Below are 17245 nucleotides of genomic sequence, written 5' to 3' on the forward strand. Positions count from 1 at the left end.
GACCCTCCTCAATTTCCTAGGGCGATGAAAAAACCACCAAGTCCGGCAGTCGGCACCCCTGTTGTGCTCGTCATTGCCGTGGCTTTGATTCCGTTTGTGCCCTTGTCTACCAGGGAAAACACTGTCGCTCCTCCGTTTCCGAGAATTGCCGCGCTCAAGCACGCATTGGGGAACGCAATGTAATAGACAGCATTCCAGTTACCCATTGCTCCTCCTGCCGACACAGCACTCCCCCATTGCAAAATTAAGCCCCCCGGCAGTCTCTGATAACCGGCTGGTGCTAACGACGCAGCAAAGCTCGCGGCATACTTGAGCATCGCCACACCCGAGGCGATCCATTGCGTCCCATTGCTTACCAGCGATACGGACTCGCCATCGTTCACGGTGATGTTTGATGCTGGCGCAAGCGCACTGTTCAGAAAAATAGTGTCAGTGCCCTGGCGCAGAATCGAACACGACAAAGACGATGCACCAATGTTGATTACGGACCCCACCGGCACGCTACTTAGCAGAGGCAGGGTCAACGTGTTGCAGGTCCCGAACACGTTGATATGAGCATTGACCTGCGACGGCTGAATAACCTGTCCCGCCGTACCGTAGCTGAAAGCCCGGCCGAATCCGCCGATGGCCCGCTGTACGAACTCTGCCGTAGCCAGCGCCTTGTTGTTGGCGAACTGTGCTGGGGTCGGCGCCGTAGGATCGCCCAGGAGGGCCGGCGAGTTGATTGGCGCGAACCCTTCAGTCACGTTTTGAAAGACCAGGGGCGTAGTGCCCACGATGATTGTGCCGTCGGTGATCAACTGCCAGCGAGTGTCGGCCAGGGTGCTCCCTTGTTCCACGGACACAATCAAGGCCGAGGTCACCTTTGCGCTGGTGTCTGCGTCTGCGGTGCGCGTCCAGGCGCCCGCCGCTGCGCTGTATAAGCCATTGTCCTTGGCTGCGGCTTGGTTCTTCACCAATACCCGGTCACCCGCTACCAGCGCCACACCGTCTACGCTTTGCAGCCCGGCCAGGGCGATGTTGGCGGTGGTTGCAGCCCGTACCGATTGTTTGCTGTCGAGCTTGTAGATCTCTTCCAGGACCTTCGAATCAACATAGGTACGGGTGGCGAGCACGATACTCGGGTCGATCTTCAGCTCGACGTTGGCCGTGTTGCTGACGATCAGGTTCATGCGCACGACCTGGGTGCGGCCTGAGCCCTGGGACAGCAGCGGCTTGAAGCTGGGCGCGCAGTTGGCAACGGCCACCAGGTCGCCAGCGGTGTCGTACAGGCCAATTTCGCGAATCCACCAGCCGCCGACGCTTTCAGGAATGACCTGCTCGGCGATGATGATGTTGGAGTTGTTCGGGTCAACCTTCAGCTGATTCAGCGGCGCCCGCCGGCGCTCGTTGATCAGTTGGGTCTGCTGCTCGTTCGGCATTGGTTCGGTGTTGTTGGCATCACCCACGCCCATCTGAGCGAACGTCCAGGGCACGCCCAGGGCATCGGCATTGGCCTGCTTGGCCTTGCCTACGGCGGTAAGGATCGCGAAAAACTGGCTGTTCTGGTCTGTCATGGGTAGATGTCCATGGTGTCGATGTTGTGTTCTCTGCCACCCAGGCGGATAAAACCGCTGACCTCGATGTCGCGTTGGGTAGGGGGGTAGACGTCGATTTCGTCGCCATCGCTGAAGCCGGCGCCGAGGAAGATGCGGCCGGTGATCTCCAGGCTTATAGCCATGCCGGTCAGGTGACGAGTCACGGGCCTGGCGTCATCCACAAGCCAGGTTAGTTCCTGGTACATCTCCTCGGTGATGCCGGTTTCGAGCACGCCGATCTTGATGGCAAAGGTTCCCGGCACACCTTCCGGTACTGCCTGCCACCATTCGAGGACCTCGATCAGGTACCCCAGCGGTTCCACCACGCGGCGCAGGGCGCCGATGGTGCCTTTGCGTGAGTGGATGTAGTGGGATGAGCGAATCGCCGAGCGCTTGGCAGTCTCAGGCCAATTGCTGTCCCAGCGGTCGACAGAGAAGGCCCAGGCGAGATAGGGCAGTAGCTCAACCGGGCAAGTGCCGGGGTTCCAAAGCTGGCGCAGCGGAATCGGCACACGCTGGATCTGCGCCAAGGCCACAGCGGCCTGGCGTTCGAGTGCTGTGGAGTTGCCAGGCAGCAGCGGCTGAGCGCTCATCACTCATCCCCCCGGCTCAATACGATGTTGGTGCAGTAGGGCGCCTGGGCTTTGCTGGCGACGATATCGACCCAGTTGTCCAGCAGCACCTTGCGCATGCCTTCAACGTGCAATGCCGCGTGGACTGCTGACTCGGTGACCTCCATCCCCAGGCGTCGGCGCTGATGCACATAGGCCTGCAAGCTCTTTTCCGCCGCGGCCAGTATGGGTTCGGCTTCTGGGCCGCTGGATAGCGGGTAGAGCTTGGCCTTGACCTGGTAGCGCAGGATGGTCGCGCCCTGGACGATCAGGCGGTCGGCCACCGGGCGGCGGTCGTCATCGCTGAGGTAGCTGCTGACCACGGCGAGCAGGTCCGCCGGCGCTGTGCCGTCGCCCAGCAGGCTCTGCACCGTCACGACTGCCACGGCCGGCGATGGGCTTTCGGCGGTGGCGTCGGCGACACGGCCATCAGCAGCCCGGGCGTGGAAGATGTAGCTGTTGCGAGGGCCGGCCGTGCTCAGGCCTTCCCAGGCCATCTGCGCGCGCTCACGGAGGCTGTCGTCGCCCTCCATAATTCGAGGTAGTGGAGGTACGGCGCTCGGCTTGGCCTCCTGAACTACCAGACGCTTGACGTTGTAGTTGGCGGCCAACTGCTCCAGGTCGGTGCCTTTGGCGGTCGCCAGTAGGTTGGCAAGCGCTGCCTCGTTCACCCGTTGGCGCCAGACCATTTCCCGGTAGGCGTTCTCCTGCAGCAGCTTGGCCATAGGCTCGGAATCCATATTGAGGCGGGCAGCGATCTCGGCCTGCTCCTCGGCCGGCCACAGGCTGATGGCATAGGCCTTGCGCTCGGCGAGGATCAACTCGTAATCGATCTGCTCGACGATCTGTGGCGGTGGCAGCTGGCTGAGATCGATGGCGGCGAAGGTGTTCATGCGCTGGCCCCCAGTTGGAGTGTGACGGCCAGGTTGAGCGGTTCATTGGTATCGACTCGACGACATTCAATATCCAACACCGACTGCCCTTGCAGCGTCGCACCCTTGAACTGCACCTGACTCAGGCTGACGCGGTGTTCCCAACGCATCAGCGCCATAACGGTGGCGGCATAGACCCGCAGACGGGTTAGATCATTGAACGGGTGGTCGACCAGCTCGGGCAACAGGCTGCCGTACTCCCGGCGCATGACGCGGGTGCCGAGGCGAGTGCTGAGGATGTCGCTGCACGACTGTTCGATGTGTTCGGTGGTGCTGATCGCTGCGCCGGTATCTCGGTTCATTCCGGGGCTCCTGTCTTGGCTCCGCCCGGCATCACTCCACCATGCAGGTGCTTGACCAGGCTGATGCCGGCCGCGACCACGTCCTGCGACACGGTGACCTTGCCGGTGACGGTCTGATTGCCGGTCTGGGTGTAGTCGCCCTGGTGGGTGATTGGGCCGAGGATGGTGATGCCGCCCTCGCTGACCAGGTTGGTGGTACCGCCCGGGGCCAGGGTGGCATTCAGGTGATGGGCGACGCTGTCGTACTCGATCACCGTGCCGTCGCTGTAGCTGCGGCGGTGGAGTCCGGCGCGGTCACCGTTGGCCGGGGCGTTGTCGCTGAACAGGCCGGTTAAAGCCACGCCGTTGCCAAGTTGGCCCGAGGGGCTGATCAGTAAGACTTGCTCACCGGCGGTGGGCGGGTCCCACTCCTTGTCGGAACCGGCGCGCAGGGTCAGCCATGGCAGCCAGGTCGTGGTCAGTTCACCGGTTTTCACACGCACGCGCGGGGGCTTCATCTGGACTTCGGCGACAACGCCGAAGCGGACAAGGTTTTCAATCAGGCGGGCGAGGGTGGCTAGATCGTTCATGACGCCGATGGTGGCGCCGCGCGCGTGCGGGTGCAGCTTTGGCTCCTTGTATGAGGAACCGGTACAATCGAAACGCGATTAAAATCGCAGTTTTGATGGTTAACAGGGAGGTGATTATGTTGCTTGAGATATTAGGTAAGGCACCGACTGAGGCTTGGGTCGGTCTTGGTGGTGTGATATTTGGTTCGCTTCTTACGACTTTTGGTGTTTGGTTAACAAATCGGTCAAACGCTAAACAAGCTGCTCAGAGATTGGAGCATGAAGAAAGAGTATCTAGTGAAAAGGTTCGTAAAGAACGCTTAGAGGAGCTTTATGTTCTTGTTGGTGTTTGGGGTGATAAGGCTGTAAGTGATTTTGAAGATTTTGTTTCTAAGATGCGCGGTTTTAACTTGGATGAGCCTAGCTCTTCAGATGGAAAAGTACGTGGCGAGTCGCCGTTAATCAGGATTGGAATGATAATCTCCATATATAGTGATACGGCAGTCGATAGCTTTGGAGCTGTTCAAGAGTCTTTTGGTAAAGTAGGTAATCTTCAGTTTGAATCCTATATGGTCGCTGACGAAGTGGTTAAGCTTCGAGAAGTTATGGGTCTTATGAGTGTGGCTATTCAAGAATTTCAGACTGCGCTTAGAGAGTTTAAGGCCGCCATTGCCGTCGAGGCTCGATCGGTCTAGGTTTTATTTATTGGCTTGTTAGTTTTTTTAGTAGGCTGTCTCGAATTAAATCTAAATCTTCATTAGTAAAACCTAATACTTCCCGCTGTTCATACTTCACCTCTGGCGCCCCACGCTCGGCCCGGTCCTTCAGCCCGTATTGATGCACACGCGCAATACGGGCTACCCGCCCAGTAAACCCAACACTGATCGCATTACCATCTCCCTGAACCTTCAAGAAGCTCGCTGTGCGCAGCTTCTTGAACATCTGTACCTGGCGCTTGATGCGTCCTTGTTTGCCCCGTAGGTTCCGCTGTTTGCGCGGTGCGTACTTGCTCCCGTCCGGGTTGCGCTGGGCAATGATCCGTTGTTGCTGGCTGCGGCGCAGGGCCTGGCCGATGCTTCGGGCGAGCTGATTACGGGCGGCCGGCTGCAACTGCCCCAGCAGACCCGCGGCCCAGTCCTCCAGTGCTTCAAGATCAGCCATTGGGCACTATCCATTCCGGGCCGCTTTCGGGCCATGGTGGGTTGCGCTGTGGTTCACCTGGGTGGCTGATAGTGGTGTTGCCTGCATCATCCGTGCGAACGACCACGCGCTCGGTGAGGGAAAGGGTCAAGCTCATGTCTACCTTGCTCTTGTCGATGAGGTCCGCCTCGAACTTGATGCCATCGGCGGACTTGTCGAGGTTCTCCAGCAGTTCGGACTGGTTCACCCGGAGCCACTCCAGCAGCGGCAGCATGACGCTGTCGGGGTGGCCGGCGAAGTCGGTCAGGATCACTTGCAGGTCGTAGTTGTACTCGAACGAAAGGCTGGCGGCAGCCGTGCAGCGGACCTTGCCGTTGTCGATGAAGATCAGCAGCCGGTCGGAGTTGTGGCGCAGTTCCGGGACTCGTTCCAGCAGGAAGGCCTTCAGGCTGTCGGGTTTGTTCATGGTTTGGCCTGCTGGTAGCGGTAGATCATGTCGACCTGGCCCGCGCATTCGGCCCAGGCGGCCTCGGCGGAGTCCTGGTCGGTGATCAAGTCGCCGTTACTGGTTGGGCTGGTCGCCGGCAGGCTGCAGGGCACCACGGCCGGACAGCCACTGACGATAAGCGTCGGCGCCGGTGAGGGCGGGGCGCTCGCGCAGCCGGCGAGCAACATCAGGCAAGGGCTGGTCAGCCCAAGCGCGCAGATCAGCGTTTTCACGTTTCAGCCCCTCGATGGTGCGTTGTCGTTTGGCGAGCCCCTGGCGTAGCAGGTCCTGTTCGGTGCGCAGACGGGCCTGGGCCTCGCGTTCGCTGGAAAGAACAGCCTCTAGGGCGTTGGCTTTGCCCTCGCTGCGTCCGGCCGCGGCCAGCGCGTCCTGGGTGTTTTTCTCTGCCAGTGCTCGGTTCTTGTCGGCGACTTCAATGCGTTGTTGCTGGCCCCAGAGCAGCAGCCCCAACACGCCGACCAGTGCCAGGCCCAGCAGGATCTGGCGGATGGTGCTCATTTGAGGAACTCCCCCAGGATCAACTGACGGTACTGCTCATCGGTATAGGCCGCGCGGGCCTCCTCGTAGTAGGCCTCATCGATTACCCCCGGTATCAGAAGATGGCGCTGATAGCTGCCACCGTTGAGCTCGATCAGTTGCAACAGCAGATCCGTTTCCGGGGTATCAACCCTCAGGTCGCGGATTCGGCTCGCCGTCGTTGCGTAGTACCCGCCGTTGCGGACCTTGGTCGACTTGAGCCAGTCGAACTCGTCGTAGATCCAGATAGCTCGTTCCTGGTTGACATCATCAGGAGGGGCCTGACGGTCTGAAAGTACGACAACCCCTGGCAGGCGTCCGCGTAAATCCTTCGTTTGTCGGGTGACGAAAATCACCGTCTTGCCTTGGGTGGTGAGGTCGTTTGCGATTTTCACCAGGCGAGTGGTTTTCCCTGTCAGGCGACCTGAGATTTCGAGGTAGGCAATCTTGGCGGTCATGCGCGGTACCAGCCGAGTTTGTTCATGGCGCCGACGTCAAGGTGTTCGAGCGGGCCGCGAATCACAATCACCCGACAACCCGGGTCGACGAATTGCAGCGCCTCGGCAAGCAGCTCCATGGCTTCTGGCTCGGTGTTTTCCGGCACGACCAGGACATCACCGTCTTCAACCTTCAGCTTGTGCACCGCTTCGAGATCGATCATGCCGGTACCTCCTGACCGCAGCTGCAGGCGCTATGTCGCTCATAGGCGCGCTGGAGCTTGGTGTCGTACAGGTTGCGTTGGTAGTTCGGCCCGTTGTACTGCCTGGCGAAGTCGGACCACTTGCGGGCCTTCAGCGCTTTGTGGAGGGCCGGATCGGTCTCGATGAAGCGGACGAAGGCCTCAAACTGGCGGGGCTCGCTCGCGCTCATGGCCGTCACGAAGTCCTGCACGCTGGCATAGCCGAGGCGCTTCCAGTGAAAGCCCATGATCTGGAAGGCGCCCCAGGAGGCAGACTCCAGGGCCGCGGTGTCATCGATCAGGCGGGCCGTGGCCAGGCGCTGATGCTCAGCAGGGCCGCCGGCATAACCACCCGGGTTCGGATTGATGATGGCCGGGTACTGCGCCGCAAGCTCGTCGGCGTGGCGCTTGAGTTCTGCCGGGTCGTCGCCTGGGTAGCGTGGCGTCTTCAATTGGCGGTACATGATGTGCCGCTCAAACAGGATCGCCGGCTTGCCGTTGGCGAAGAAGCCCTTGCCGTTCGATTCGACCTCATTGACCGCGTAGACACTGGCGAGGGGCAGATCCAGGCGCTGGGCGGCGCTGACCAGGTCGGCGTTCTTCAGCAGCAGAGCGCAATCGCCACCGACCAGGCTGGTTTGGGTTTTCTCGCCGGCGATACCGTCCACCACCAGGCCGGCCTTGAGCTGGTAGGCGCGCACGGCCGCTTCGGTGGCGTCGCCGTAGTCGCCGTCCACCACCAGGATGGCCCCGTGGCTGTTGAGGTTCTTCTGCAGGCTGCGTACCGCTTGCGAGCGATCGCCGTGCCGGAGTGTGTTCATAGCTGCTCTACCTTGCGGTTGAAAAACTTGCGGGCCGCGGCGCGGGTGCCCTCGACGCCGAGCAGGCCGATCACGCCGCCGAAAAACGGGGCGGTCGATGCCGGGATGCCGAGCAACGCCAAGCCGTGGCTGGCAGCCAGGGCCAGCGCCCCGCAGAGCGGCGCCTCGATCAGCACTCGGCGTAGGGTGCCCCCGCCATACATGATCCGTAGGGCCGCGATGATCAGCGCCAGGACGCCGGCGTACAGGGTCGGCCAGTTCTGTTCGAGCCAGGCGGCGAGCCAGGCCCAGGTGTCGGGACGGTCAGGCATTCGCTTCATTCCAGGGTCCAGGGTGGTAGGTCTCAAGGAGGCGGCTCAAGTGGATCAGTCCCATAGGTTCACCATCTGCCGCTGTGGGGCTGTGGTCTGGGCTTCGGGCATTTGAACGGCGAGGCCTTGCGGCAGGGTGGGGCCGTGATCAGCCAGCCCGGGGTTGGCCTCAAGCACCGCCTCGGTGACGCCGGCGGTGCGGCCGTAGTGACGCCAGCAGAGAGCGTCGACGGTGTCGTTTTGCAGGGCGCGAAGGGTGACAGCCATCAGATCAGTTCCACGGTGGTGCGCTTGGTTCTCAGGAAATCGCGGATGGCCCAGCGTTGGTCGCGGTGGTAGTCATCGATGTTCGGGGCCAGTTCTTCGGCCTTGCGGTTGCCCGTGTTGGTGCTGTCGTAGGAGCGGTAGCGTTCACAGACCTCAGCGCCAACACCGGCCTCGATCGCTCGGCGGTACAGGTGGACCTGGGCGGACTCATCCTTGACCAGAGGGCTGGGGACGTCTTTCAGTTCGGCATAGCCTGCAGCTTGCTGGGCTATGCGCCAGTCATCGAGCTCCCGGTTGACGCTGATGGCGGCGTTGATCACCGCTGTTTCCAGACGAGCCGGGGTGACGCTGCTGTCGATGCGCAAGGTTGCGCGTAGCTGGTCCAGATCGATCGAGGGCCAGAATGGGTCGGTGTTGATGTGGCCGCTTGGCGTGGTGCCGCCGGCTACGAATCCGCTCATGGTGCTGCGCTCAATAAGTCGCCGGTGGTCGGGGCTTCACGTTCAGGCGGAGCGGTCTGGCCGATCCGCCCCGAGCCGGCGGGGTGCGTGGGGACGCTCGGTTAACTGCGTGCCCTTAAGGGGCGGGCGCAGTGTGTTTCTTGAGGAGGCGCTCGACGCGCTCCAGATCCTTTTTGCCGCCGCAGTTGCTGTGCAGCTCGATGGCGCGGGCCAGGTGTGTCTTGGCCTGTTCCAGGGGCTGCAGGGCAGTGTCTGCGGGGGCGTCATCAGCGACCTGAGCAGAAAGCGCCTTGCCGATGGCCAGGTGCAGTTTGGCCCGGGCCTGGTCCGGCATGTCTTCCTTGGTGGTGATCTGCTCGGTGCGCAGTAGCAAATCCAGGTCAAAGCTGCCGCCGGCTTTCTGGGCCTTCAACGCGGCTTCGGCGATCTCTTCGGCGACAATGGTGCCGGTGGTGCGCTCGAAGCGATCCGGCATCAGCAGCTGGTGCTCGATCACGTAGGCGGCGATGTCCAGGGCACCCTTGAAGTCGCCGGCGTCCATGCGCCAGACCATCAGGGTGGTCAGCACCTGGTCTTGGGCACCTTTGCCCTCGGCGAGCATGCCTTCGACGTAGGGCTCGTACTCCGGCAGTAATTGCCGCTTGAGCTCTGCCTTGCCCTCGGTGGACTGCACCTGTTTCAGCCGCAGGTAGTCCTGTTGGAGTTTGGCGAGGTGCAGCTCGTAAATGGTGGCGCCTTCCATTGTCAGGGCTGGCCCGGCGACAGCAGCCGCTGCAACGGCTGCTGTTACGCGTTGGAAGTGACGACGGCAGGGGTTGGTCATGATTGCCGGCCTCAGCTCAGGGTGATGTTTTCGGCCATGGCAGCGCAGCCCAGGTCTTCGATCACGTAGCTTTCATTGACCGATTCGAAGTTTTCGATGCGGTCGCGTTTGGCGTTGTCGACGACGGTGCGGCGGCGGGTGCCTTCCTGCCAATACAGCGACAGGTTGTCGAGGCGGGTCACCAACAGGCCGTTGGCCGGGAAGTGCGGCACCCGAACGGCTGGCAGGTTGCCAATGCGCTTTTGGCTGGTGACGATATCGGCCGCGAGCATCTCGGTCGGCGCCTGGGTTTTGTTGATGATCGGGAAGTACTTGTCGGCCAGTAGCTGGCGACCGCAGACCACCACCAGTTCGGTGTCTTCCTGGTACCAGGGCTCAATGAACTCGTTGACCATGCTGACGACCAGGGCGTCGATGTTTTCGAAGTCCTTGCCCGCACCGATCTGGATCTTGCCGCTGCCGTCGACCACTTCGTGCAACACGCGAGCGGCGTTTTCCAGGCGCATTTTCTGCAGCCAGCCAATGTTCACGTCTTGCAACAGCGGGTTGGTGGATGGGTTGGAGGTTGCGGCGCGGCTGGTGCCGTTCCAGCCGATCATGATCCGGTTGAGGGCCTGGGCCTTGATGATGGCGTCACGAATGCGCGCCTGAAAGTCCTTGAACTTGGCCCACTGGTCGAGCTTCTGGTAGCGAATCCCAGTGTCGAAGTTGGTCTGAGTGCAGGCGTACCCGCGATTGTCCAGGCCGCTCGGGTCGCGGGGCTCACGGTCCTTGACGGTGGTGTCGGTGGTGCTGGCAATGGTCCCGTCGATGCCGATGCCGATCTTCTCGCCCGACTGTTCGGAGACGCCGTAAACGTTGATGGCGCTGAGGAAGGCGCTGGACTCCTGAATGCGGGTTTCCAGGGTCTGGGCAACGCTGGGGGCGGCAGTGAATTTGGTGGTGACGTCGCTCACGCCGTGCAGCTGCGCGAGTTGTTGCAAGTAGGCGTTGTACAGGACGCGGGTATCGTTACGCATGGTGTTCTCCGATGTTCCTTGGCTTGGTGGTGTCCGTGTTGGGATCAGCAGTCGGTGACGAGAGCCCCGTCACCACCCGTAGCCGCGGGGCGAGCGGTGAACTGCGGTTGCTGGCTGGTGCCGGCAGGCGTCTTTTCGAGCTTTTCCATCAGCGTCGAAAAATCGGCAGCCAGTTTTTCGTGCTTGGCCAGTAGGCTTTCGCGGGCGGCCTTTTCGGCGGCGAAGGCCTGGCCCTGGCCGGCGACGTGCTCAGCCATGGCCTCGACGGCCTCGCCGAGCTCGGTGAATAGAATGGCGTCCTTGCCTTCCTTGTCCTTGCTCTTACCGAGCAGGTCGAGCACGCGGCTGAACAGGCCAGCGACCTTGCCGCCTTCGTCCTCGACTTCCTCGAATTCAAGGGCCACCTCGATGGCCTCGGAAAACAGGTTGCTGGAGTCGCGCTTGCGGGCTGCCAGCGGGTTTTTGTCCGGGTTCTGGGCGCTGAACGTCAGCATTTCGGTACCCAGGCTGGCCGGGGTATCGGTCACCGCGATGCCGTCCAGGTAAGCGCGGCCGGTGTCGGCGAACTTCGGGCGGATCTCGATGCTGGTGTAGAGCTTCTGTCGGGCCTTGTTCATGTTCACTAGGTCGGCAGTGGGTTCGATCTGGGCGAACAGGGCGAGCTTCTTGGCGCCGGCAATCTCGACCTCTTCGGTCTTCAACGCGACCACATCGCCGTAGGCGCGGAACGGGCTGTCCGGCAGCAGGCTGCGCATGTGCTCGATCCAGACCCGAGCGCCGTAGGTGTTCAGGCTGTAGGTCTCGGCAGCGTCGACCAACCATTGCCGTTCGATCTGGCGGCCATCGGTGGTGGCGCCTTCAACGGCGACGCGGAAGAACTTGGAACGGTGTTTCTTGGTTGGGGTGTCGGTTTTGCCGGCCATGCGTGAATCCTCAGTGCGGTGGCTGTGTGCCTTGGCGATGAGGGCATGTTGTTGAGCGCGGGCGAGACGGGCAACGAGGCGCTGTTGTAGATCCGCGGCGTACAAGGGGCGGCGCGGGAAGTGTTCGCGCGCGGGCGGCAGCATCTGCGCCATGAATGCCATCGTCGATTTGCCCACCGATCATCGCCGCCACGCCAAACACCTGTATTGGCAGGGCTATCGCGTGTGCGAGATCGCCGAGCTGATCGGGGAGAAGGAAAAGACCCTGCACAGCTGGAAGGCCCGGGACGAATGGGACCGGGCCACGCCGCTGGAGCGCATCGAAGCGGCCACCGAAGCGCGCCTGGTGCAGTTGATCCTCAAGGACCCCAAGTCAGGGGCGGACTACAAGGAAATCGACCTGCTGCACCGCCAGCTGGAGCGCCAGGCGCGAATCCGGCGCTTTACCGAGGGCGGTACCGAAACCGAGCTGAACCCGAACCTGGCCAAGCGTAACGAGGGGCCGAAGAAGGCACCGAAGCGCAACGAGTTCGATGAAGAACACATCGAAAAGCTGACCGAGGCATTCATCGATGGCTGTTTCGGCTATCAGCTGGACTGGTACAAGGCGGGCAACCAGCGTACCCGCGCCATCCTCAAGTCCCGGCAGATCGGCGCGACGTTCTACTTTGCCCGGGAGGCGCTGATCGATGCGTTGACTACTGGGCGCAATCAGATCTTCCTGTCGGCCTCGAAGAATCAGGCGCACATCTTCAAGGCCTACATCCAGGCCTTCGCCCGTGAGACGGTCGGTATCGAGCTGACCGGCGATCCGATCATCTTGGGCAACGGCGCCGAGCTGCACTTCCTGGGGACCAACGCCCGTACGGCCCAGGGTTATCACGGCAACTTCTACTTCGACGAATTCTTCTGGACCTTCAAGTTCAAGGAACTCAACAAGGTCGCCAGCGGCATGGCGATGCAGAAGCAATACCGCCGGACCTACTTCTCGACGCCGTCGAGCATGGCGCATGAGGCCTACACCTTCTGGACCGGTGAGCGCTTCAACAAGGGCAAGCCGGCGGCTCAGCGGATCAAGCTCGACGTGTCCCACAACGCCCTGCAGCAGGGGCGGCTCTGCGAGGACCGGATCTGGCGCCAGATCGTCACCATCCTGGACGCGGAAGGGCGGGGCTGTGATCTGTTCGATCTGGACGAGCTGCGGCTTGAGTACGACGCCGAGGCCTTCCAGAACCTGCTGATGTGCCAGTTCATCGACGACGGGGCCAGCATCTTTCCGCTGGCAATGCTGCAGCCCTGCATGGTGGACAGTTGGGACCTCTGGGCAGAGGACTACAAACCCTTCGCCGCGCGGCCGTTCGGCGATCGCCAGGTCTGGGTGGGCTATGACCCGGCGGAAAACGGCGATAGCGCAGGCATGGTGGTGATCGCTCCCCCCATGGTACCCGGCGGCAAGTTCCGAATCCTTGAGCGACACCAGTTCCGCGGCATGGACTTCGCGGCCCAGGCCGAGGCCATTCGACAGGTCACCCAGCGCTACTGGGTGACCTACATCGGGATCGACATCACCGGCATGGGTTCAGGCGTGGCGCAGCTGGTGAAGTCGTTCTTTCCGAACATCACCACCTTCAGCTACTCGCCCGAAGTCAAAACCCGCCTGGTGCTGAAAGCCTACGACGTGATCAAGAACGGCCGGCTGGAGTTCGATGCCGGCTGGACGGATATGGCCCAGTCGCTGATGGCTATTCGAAAGACCGTCACCGCCTCCGGGCGCCAGTTCACCTACACGGCCGGTCGCACCGACGAAACCGGCCATGCCGACTTGGCGTGGGCGACCTTCCACGCCCTGCACAACGAACCCCTCGAAGGGCAGACCACGGCGAACACCGGATTTATGGAGTCCTACTGATGAGCAGACGTAACCGCGGAAAACAGCTGGTAACCGCCAATGCCCCGAAAGAAGGGGAGCTGCTGCAGGCCGAGGCCGGCCCGGTGGAGGCCTTCACCTTTGGGGACCCGATGCCGGTGCTGGATGGCCGCGAAATCCTCGACTACCTGCAGTGCTGGCTCAATGGCCGCTGGTACGAAACGCCGATGTCCATGGATGGCCTGGCCAAGACCACCCGTGCCAGCGTGTATCTGCAATCGGGGCTGAACTTCAAGCGCAACATGCTGGCCCGCACCTTCATCCCCCACAAGCTGCTCAGCCGACAGGCCTTCGAGCAGTTCGCCCTGGACTGGCTCTGGTGCGGTAACTGCTACCTGGAGAAGCGCAACAACATGCTGCGCAACACCTTGGCACTGGTCCCGCCGCTGGCCAAATACATGCGCCGCGGCGCCGATCTGGTGACCTACTACCAGGTGAGGGGCTGGAAGGACGAGCACGAATTCGCCCCAGGCTCCATCTGCCACCTGCGGGAGGCTGATATCAATCAGGAGATTTACGGCCTGCCGGAGTGGTTGGCGGCGCTGCAAAGCGCACTGTTGAACGAGAGCGCCACGCTGTTCCGCCGCAAGTACTACAACAACGGCAGTCATGCGGGTTTCATCCTCTACATGACCGACGCGGCGCAGAAGGAAGAGGACATCGATTCGCTACGTGCCGCGCTGAAAAACTCGAAAGGCCCGGGCAACTTCCGCAACCTGTTCGTCTACGCACCCGCCGGGAAGAAGGACGGCATCCAGCTGATCCCGGTCAGTGAGGTGGCGGCAAAGGACGAGTTCAGCTCAATCAAGAACATCAGCCGCGACGATTTGCTCGCGGCCTTGCGCATTCCGCCACAGTTGATGGGCATCGTGCCGCAGAACGCGGGCGGTTTCGGGTCGTTGCGGGAGGCTGCTGAGGTTTGGGCGGTGAACGAGCTGGAGCCGTTGCAGGCGCGCCTGGCCCAGGTCAATGAGTGGCTGGGTGAGGAGGTTGTCAGGTTCAGGGAGTTTGAGTTAAGCGCGAGGGAGTAAGATCCGCAAAGTGAGTATATGAGGTCAGACCCACATCTGAAGTGGCTTTTACTGGAGGTAAAAAACCCCGCCGAAGCGGGGTCTGTATGTGGTTTAAAAAATGTCGTGGTGATCGCGTAGCCAAGAAAAAACGCGATACGCCTGGGCCATTTGCACAAAGGCACAGAAACCCTTCCACATACGGTGAGCAAATTTGGAAAGCTCCATAAGCAGCCTCCTCAAAGAAGCCCGACACAACCACCGCCTTAACCGGGCTGAGCGGTGATGGTAACTGAAAGGTGGTCGAACGCTTTCAGCGTGCCAGGCATTAATCGGCCCTTCCATCCCGGCACGTTTTCCAGACGTGGTGAAGGGGCTAGGGCCATGCAAGACCCTTGCCCTACGTAATACCCCAAAACGCGGGATAGGAAAAAGCACTTTGACGCCTTTTTGAAGTATATTTTCCAGACCTGACGGAAGGCCTTGACGCGGGCGTTCGAGGTTGTTCTAGGTGTTGTGGGGGCACTAGGATAAATGACGTCATCGGCGATCTTTTCGCTACGTTTCGCCAAGGATCGCTACGTTTCGCTGAGTTACTACTTGCACGGTGATGCGGATAAGCACCCGCTCAAACGATGAGCTCAACTGGTTACCTGTGTTGACGCCATTGCGTAATGACGACGTCGTCAATTAAGATCGATTTGTCGAACGCTTTCAGCGTGTCTGCGAACCCAACCTCCAATTGGGCCGCACAAAACAACCGCCCCTCCAAGGCGGTTTTTTTGTGCCTACGATTTCTCAATCGTGTCGTCACAGCGGCGGTAGTACTGGTAGCTGATCCCGCACGCTTAGCTCCCTTCTGCTGTAGTTCTTCCCAGAATGTGTCAATCACAACGCAGGGAGTCGTGGGGTATTGACGTTAGTGGCGTGCTTCAATGCTCGGCGCGCCGTCGTGCCCTCACCTCAACCGTTGTCATTTCGACAGTGGTGTGGTGGGTTGCTCAGTCAGCGGCCTGCTCTACAGTGAAAATCCAGCATCTGACACTTTGTGCCTTGCCTTCTTCGTTGCGGGCATGCGCTGAGTGGCTGCATTTGTTGGCTTCGACAAATCGCGGATGTTGGCTAAGGCGTAAGGCGTGTCGCAACTCGGATAGGTGGGGCATTGCGCAGCGTTGTGCCTGGGCTGCTCGAGTCACTTCATTCAAGTTGATAGCAAGCTTCCCTGGTGCCACGGCGTGGTTGAGCTTGTGACCCTCCGGTTGCGCGCTGAGGTGGTAAAACAGATCCCAGAACTCTGTGACCAGATCCGGAACATCCGGTTCAGCCCTGCTTATCGCTTCAAGTGCCGGTGTCGACAACCCCAACTGGCGAGATGTTTGATCCAGTTGCTCATGGAGTGCGGCACGCAACGCGTTATTACGTGTTCTGTTCAACTCTTTGAGTAGCGTGATGCGGTGGCGGGAGAGTGCAATCTGCTGATTGACGTTCGGTGCCCCAGCCCGTTCGGCGCTACCTTTGGTCCAGTAACTCCACAATGCGTCGTCGCATTCTTCCTGGTAGCGGGTGATCTTATCGCGCAGCTCGGTGGGCACTTTATTGGGGCTGATTGAGTAGAGCCAGGCTGGGAGTTTGCGGAGGGGGAGGCAGACCATGTCGTATTGCTTACCATCACCACCAGTTGTGGTCATTTCAACCATAACTGAGTTGAATTTTTCACTGAGCTTCCGGTATTGGGTTTTCCAGTCCATCCCCATATTGGTAACGATCGGTTTCATTGCTACCAGCGGCTCATTGTCTTTGCCGACAAGGACAACGGTGTCCTCATAGAACGGGACGGGCATCACGTGCTGGGCTGTTTGCATGGGGATACTCCCTGCCTATATCGAGGATGCCCGATAGTAGCGGCGCCCATCTGCGGTTCACAACGTCTCCTCGCTCTGCATTGACCAACAAACCCTACCTTCCTAGCGGCACGGGCAGCTGTGGGGGTAGGGGCAGGCGCACTGTTTTGGTGCGGCCTAAGGCCGATTCGGATCGTTCAGCCCCGGCGCGCGCCGTCGTCCCCCCACCTCGCCTGCGGGCTAAATGGGTCGCTTTTTCTGCACCCCTGCAACCTATTCAGAACAGCGCCGGCCTGGGCGCTCTGGCACGTCCCTGAGGAGGTAAATGCCTGCGGAACCCTGCGAAGGTAGGCATGTTTTCAGCGCCTGCTGATAGGGGGATAGCCTGCCGAATCTGAGAGGAGCCTCGGGAAAAGGGTTAGTTTTTTTCTGAGGCTGCTGAGAAGGGGGGAAAGGCCCGGATTTACTGGGCTTGAGACCTAACTTTCATGGGTTAGTTTAGGTTAGGTTTAAGGTTAGCAATTTGTAAGTTATTGAATTTAAAGGAATTTATAAATCTTAAAATTAACATCTCAAAAGGTTAGAAAATAACCCAGACCTAACCAAAAACTAACTTTTATCACTCGGCTGAAAGCCGCATATCACAAGGCCTTCAGCGGTGTTAGTAAAAAACTAACCGTCCTAACCTTTTTCCGATGGGTCAACATGAAACGCCGAAGGCACCTAGGGGGCGGCGCTGGCTGAGGTCTCGCTGCTGTTTGCGCATGCATTCACACAAACGGACCCCGAAACGGCCCCCAACTGATTGCAGTCATGTACATGCACCGCTGGAGGCCTTGAAATACTTGGAGCGGGTGAAGGGAATCGAACCCTCGTTATCAGCTTGGGAAGCTTAACTGGCTATGCACATCTATAAAGGACGGGGTCTTTCGTGCATACCAACTGATAGGAGGGACTTCCTGTCGCTTATTTTGGGGGGTATTCGATGGTGTTCAGATTTTTGAAACTATTTTTTATGCATGCCAAAGC

The 17245-nt window shown here is 60.3% G+C and carries 21 protein-coding genes and 1 pseudogene; 3 read left to right on the forward strand and 19 right to left on the reverse strand.

Annotation, left to right across the window (positions count from 1 at the left end):
- Positions 1 to 8 precede the first annotated feature (8 nt).
- From PFLCHA0_RS10285 to PFLCHA0_RS10305, 5 genes are read right to left on the reverse strand one after another with little or no spacing between them, the layout of a single operon-like run.
- Positions 9 to 1556: a phage tail protein gene (locus PFLCHA0_RS10285; protein ID WP_015634851.1), complete on the reverse strand. Its 1548-nt coding sequence runs from the start codon at positions 1554 to 1556 to the stop codon at positions 9 to 11.
- Positions 1553 to 2170 (reverse strand): phage tail protein I, encoded by a 618-nt coding sequence (locus PFLCHA0_RS10290; RefSeq protein ID WP_015634852.1) that lies wholly within the window; start codon positions 2168 to 2170, stop codon positions 1553 to 1555. Before PFLCHA0_RS10290 ends, PFLCHA0_RS10285 begins: the two co-directional genes overlap by 4 nt.
- Entirely contained in the window at positions 2170 to 3081 is a 912-nt protein-coding gene (locus PFLCHA0_RS10295) for a baseplate J/gp47 family protein (RefSeq protein ID WP_015634853.1), read from the reverse strand. The genes PFLCHA0_RS10290 and PFLCHA0_RS10295 overlap by 1 nt, the downstream gene beginning before the upstream one ends.
- On the reverse strand, positions 3078 to 3422 hold the full coding sequence (locus tag PFLCHA0_RS10300; RefSeq protein ID WP_015634854.1) for a GPW/gp25 family protein: 345 nt from the start codon (positions 3420 to 3422) through the stop codon (positions 3078 to 3080). The genes PFLCHA0_RS10295 and PFLCHA0_RS10300 overlap by 4 nt, the downstream gene beginning before the upstream one ends.
- On the reverse strand, positions 3419 to 3991 hold the full coding sequence (locus PFLCHA0_RS10305) for a phage baseplate assembly protein V (protein WP_015634855.1): 573 nt from the start codon (positions 3989 to 3991) through the stop codon (positions 3419 to 3421). Before PFLCHA0_RS10305 ends, PFLCHA0_RS10300 begins: the two co-directional genes overlap by 4 nt.
- 116 nt (positions 3992 to 4107) lie before the next feature.
- Between PFLCHA0_RS10305 and PFLCHA0_RS31660 the strand changes: the two genes are divergently transcribed.
- Complete coding sequence (locus PFLCHA0_RS31660; protein ID WP_134532572.1) at positions 4108 to 4665, forward strand: hypothetical protein; 558 nt, start codon at positions 4108 to 4110, stop codon at positions 4663 to 4665.
- Between the two features lie 7 nt (positions 4666 to 4672).
- Here PFLCHA0_RS31660 and PFLCHA0_RS10315 read toward each other — a convergent pair whose 3' ends face one another.
- The 13 genes and pseudogenes from PFLCHA0_RS10315 to PFLCHA0_RS10370 all read right to left on the reverse strand — a co-directional run bounded on the left by PFLCHA0_RS10315 (position 4673) and on the right by PFLCHA0_RS10370 (position 11438).
- Positions 4673 to 5131, reverse strand: coding sequence for a phage virion morphogenesis protein (locus PFLCHA0_RS10315; RefSeq protein WP_041752078.1), 459 nt, complete (start codon positions 5129 to 5131; stop codon positions 4673 to 4675).
- Positions 5124 to 5576 carry a phage tail protein gene (locus tag PFLCHA0_RS10320; RefSeq protein ID WP_041752080.1) on the reverse strand — a complete coding sequence of 151 codons (453 nt, stop codon included), beginning with the start codon at positions 5574 to 5576 and terminating at the stop codon, positions 5124 to 5126. The genes PFLCHA0_RS10315 and PFLCHA0_RS10320 overlap by 8 nt, the downstream gene beginning before the upstream one ends.
- Positions 5573 to 5758: pseudogene (gene lysC / locus PFLCHA0_RS31940) on the reverse strand (Rz1-like lysis system protein LysC); the annotation flags it as partial. The pseudogene lysC and the gene PFLCHA0_RS10320, both read right to left, overlap by 4 nt.
- Positions 5673 to 6116 (reverse strand): Rz-like lysis system protein LysB, encoded by a 444-nt coding sequence (lysB, locus tag PFLCHA0_RS10325; RefSeq protein WP_015634857.1) that lies wholly within the window; start codon positions 6114 to 6116, stop codon positions 5673 to 5675. The pseudogene lysC and the gene lysB, both read right to left, overlap by 86 nt.
- Positions 6113 to 6592, reverse strand: coding sequence for a hypothetical protein (locus PFLCHA0_RS10330; protein ID WP_015634858.1), 480 nt, complete (start codon positions 6590 to 6592; stop codon positions 6113 to 6115). The genes lysB and PFLCHA0_RS10330 overlap by 4 nt, the downstream gene beginning before the upstream one ends.
- Positions 6589 to 6795, reverse strand: coding sequence for a hypothetical protein (locus PFLCHA0_RS10335; protein ID WP_015634859.1), 207 nt, complete (start codon positions 6793 to 6795; stop codon positions 6589 to 6591). Before PFLCHA0_RS10335 ends, PFLCHA0_RS10330 begins: the two co-directional genes overlap by 4 nt.
- On the reverse strand, positions 6792 to 7634 hold the full coding sequence (locus tag PFLCHA0_RS10340) for an N-acetylmuramidase domain-containing protein (RefSeq protein WP_015634860.1): 843 nt from the start codon (positions 7632 to 7634) through the stop codon (positions 6792 to 6794). Before PFLCHA0_RS10340 ends, PFLCHA0_RS10335 begins: the two co-directional genes overlap by 4 nt.
- A complete protein-coding gene (locus PFLCHA0_RS10345) occupies positions 7631 to 7954 on the reverse strand; it encodes a phage holin, lambda family (RefSeq protein ID WP_015634861.1) in 324 nt (107 codons plus the stop codon). The genes PFLCHA0_RS10340 and PFLCHA0_RS10345 overlap by 4 nt, the downstream gene beginning before the upstream one ends.
- Before the next feature lie 45 nt (positions 7955 to 7999).
- Entirely contained in the window at positions 8000 to 8212 is a 213-nt protein-coding gene (locus tag PFLCHA0_RS10350) for a tail protein X (protein ID WP_015634862.1), read from the reverse strand.
- Entirely contained in the window at positions 8212 to 8673 is a 462-nt protein-coding gene (locus PFLCHA0_RS10355; RefSeq protein ID WP_015634863.1) for a head completion/stabilization protein, read from the reverse strand. Before PFLCHA0_RS10355 ends, PFLCHA0_RS10350 begins: the two co-directional genes overlap by 1 nt.
- 115 nt (positions 8674 to 8788) lie before the next feature.
- Positions 8789 to 9496, reverse strand: a complete 708-nt coding sequence (locus PFLCHA0_RS10360; RefSeq protein ID WP_015634864.1) for a phage terminase small subunit — start codon at positions 9494 to 9496, stop codon at positions 8789 to 8791.
- Between the two features lie 11 nt (positions 9497 to 9507).
- The gene (locus PFLCHA0_RS10365) at positions 9508 to 10515 is read right to left on the reverse strand and encodes a phage major capsid protein, P2 family (RefSeq protein ID WP_015634865.1); all 1008 of its coding nucleotides are present in this window, start codon (positions 10513 to 10515) and stop codon (positions 9508 to 9510) included.
- A 44-nt stretch (positions 10516 to 10559) separates the two neighbouring features.
- A complete protein-coding gene (locus PFLCHA0_RS10370) occupies positions 10560 to 11438 on the reverse strand; it encodes a GPO family capsid scaffolding protein (protein WP_041752737.1) in 879 nt (292 codons plus the stop codon).
- Between the two features lie 151 nt (positions 11439 to 11589).
- Between PFLCHA0_RS10370 and PFLCHA0_RS10375 the strand changes: the two genes are divergently transcribed.
- Positions 11590 to 13347: a terminase ATPase subunit family protein gene (locus PFLCHA0_RS10375; protein ID WP_015634867.1), complete on the forward strand. Its 1758-nt coding sequence runs from the start codon at positions 11590 to 11592 to the stop codon at positions 13345 to 13347.
- Positions 13347 to 14396 carry a phage portal protein gene (locus tag PFLCHA0_RS10380; RefSeq protein ID WP_015634868.1) on the forward strand — a complete coding sequence of 350 codons (1050 nt, stop codon included), beginning with the start codon at positions 13347 to 13349 and terminating at the stop codon, positions 14394 to 14396. The genes PFLCHA0_RS10375 and PFLCHA0_RS10380 overlap by 1 nt, the downstream gene beginning before the upstream one ends.
- A gap of 980 nt (positions 14397 to 15376) precedes the next feature.
- Here the strand turns inward: PFLCHA0_RS10380 and PFLCHA0_RS10385 are convergent.
- The gene (locus tag PFLCHA0_RS10385; RefSeq protein WP_015634869.1) at positions 15377 to 16237 is read right to left on the reverse strand and encodes a phage antirepressor N-terminal domain-containing protein; all 861 of its coding nucleotides are present in this window, start codon (positions 16235 to 16237) and stop codon (positions 15377 to 15379) included.
- Positions 16238 to 17245: the final 1008 nt, after the last annotated feature.

Source organism: Pseudomonas protegens CHA0, assembly GCF_000397205.1.
GTDB lineage: Bacteria > Pseudomonadota > Gammaproteobacteria > Pseudomonadales > Pseudomonadaceae > Aquipseudomonas > Aquipseudomonas protegens.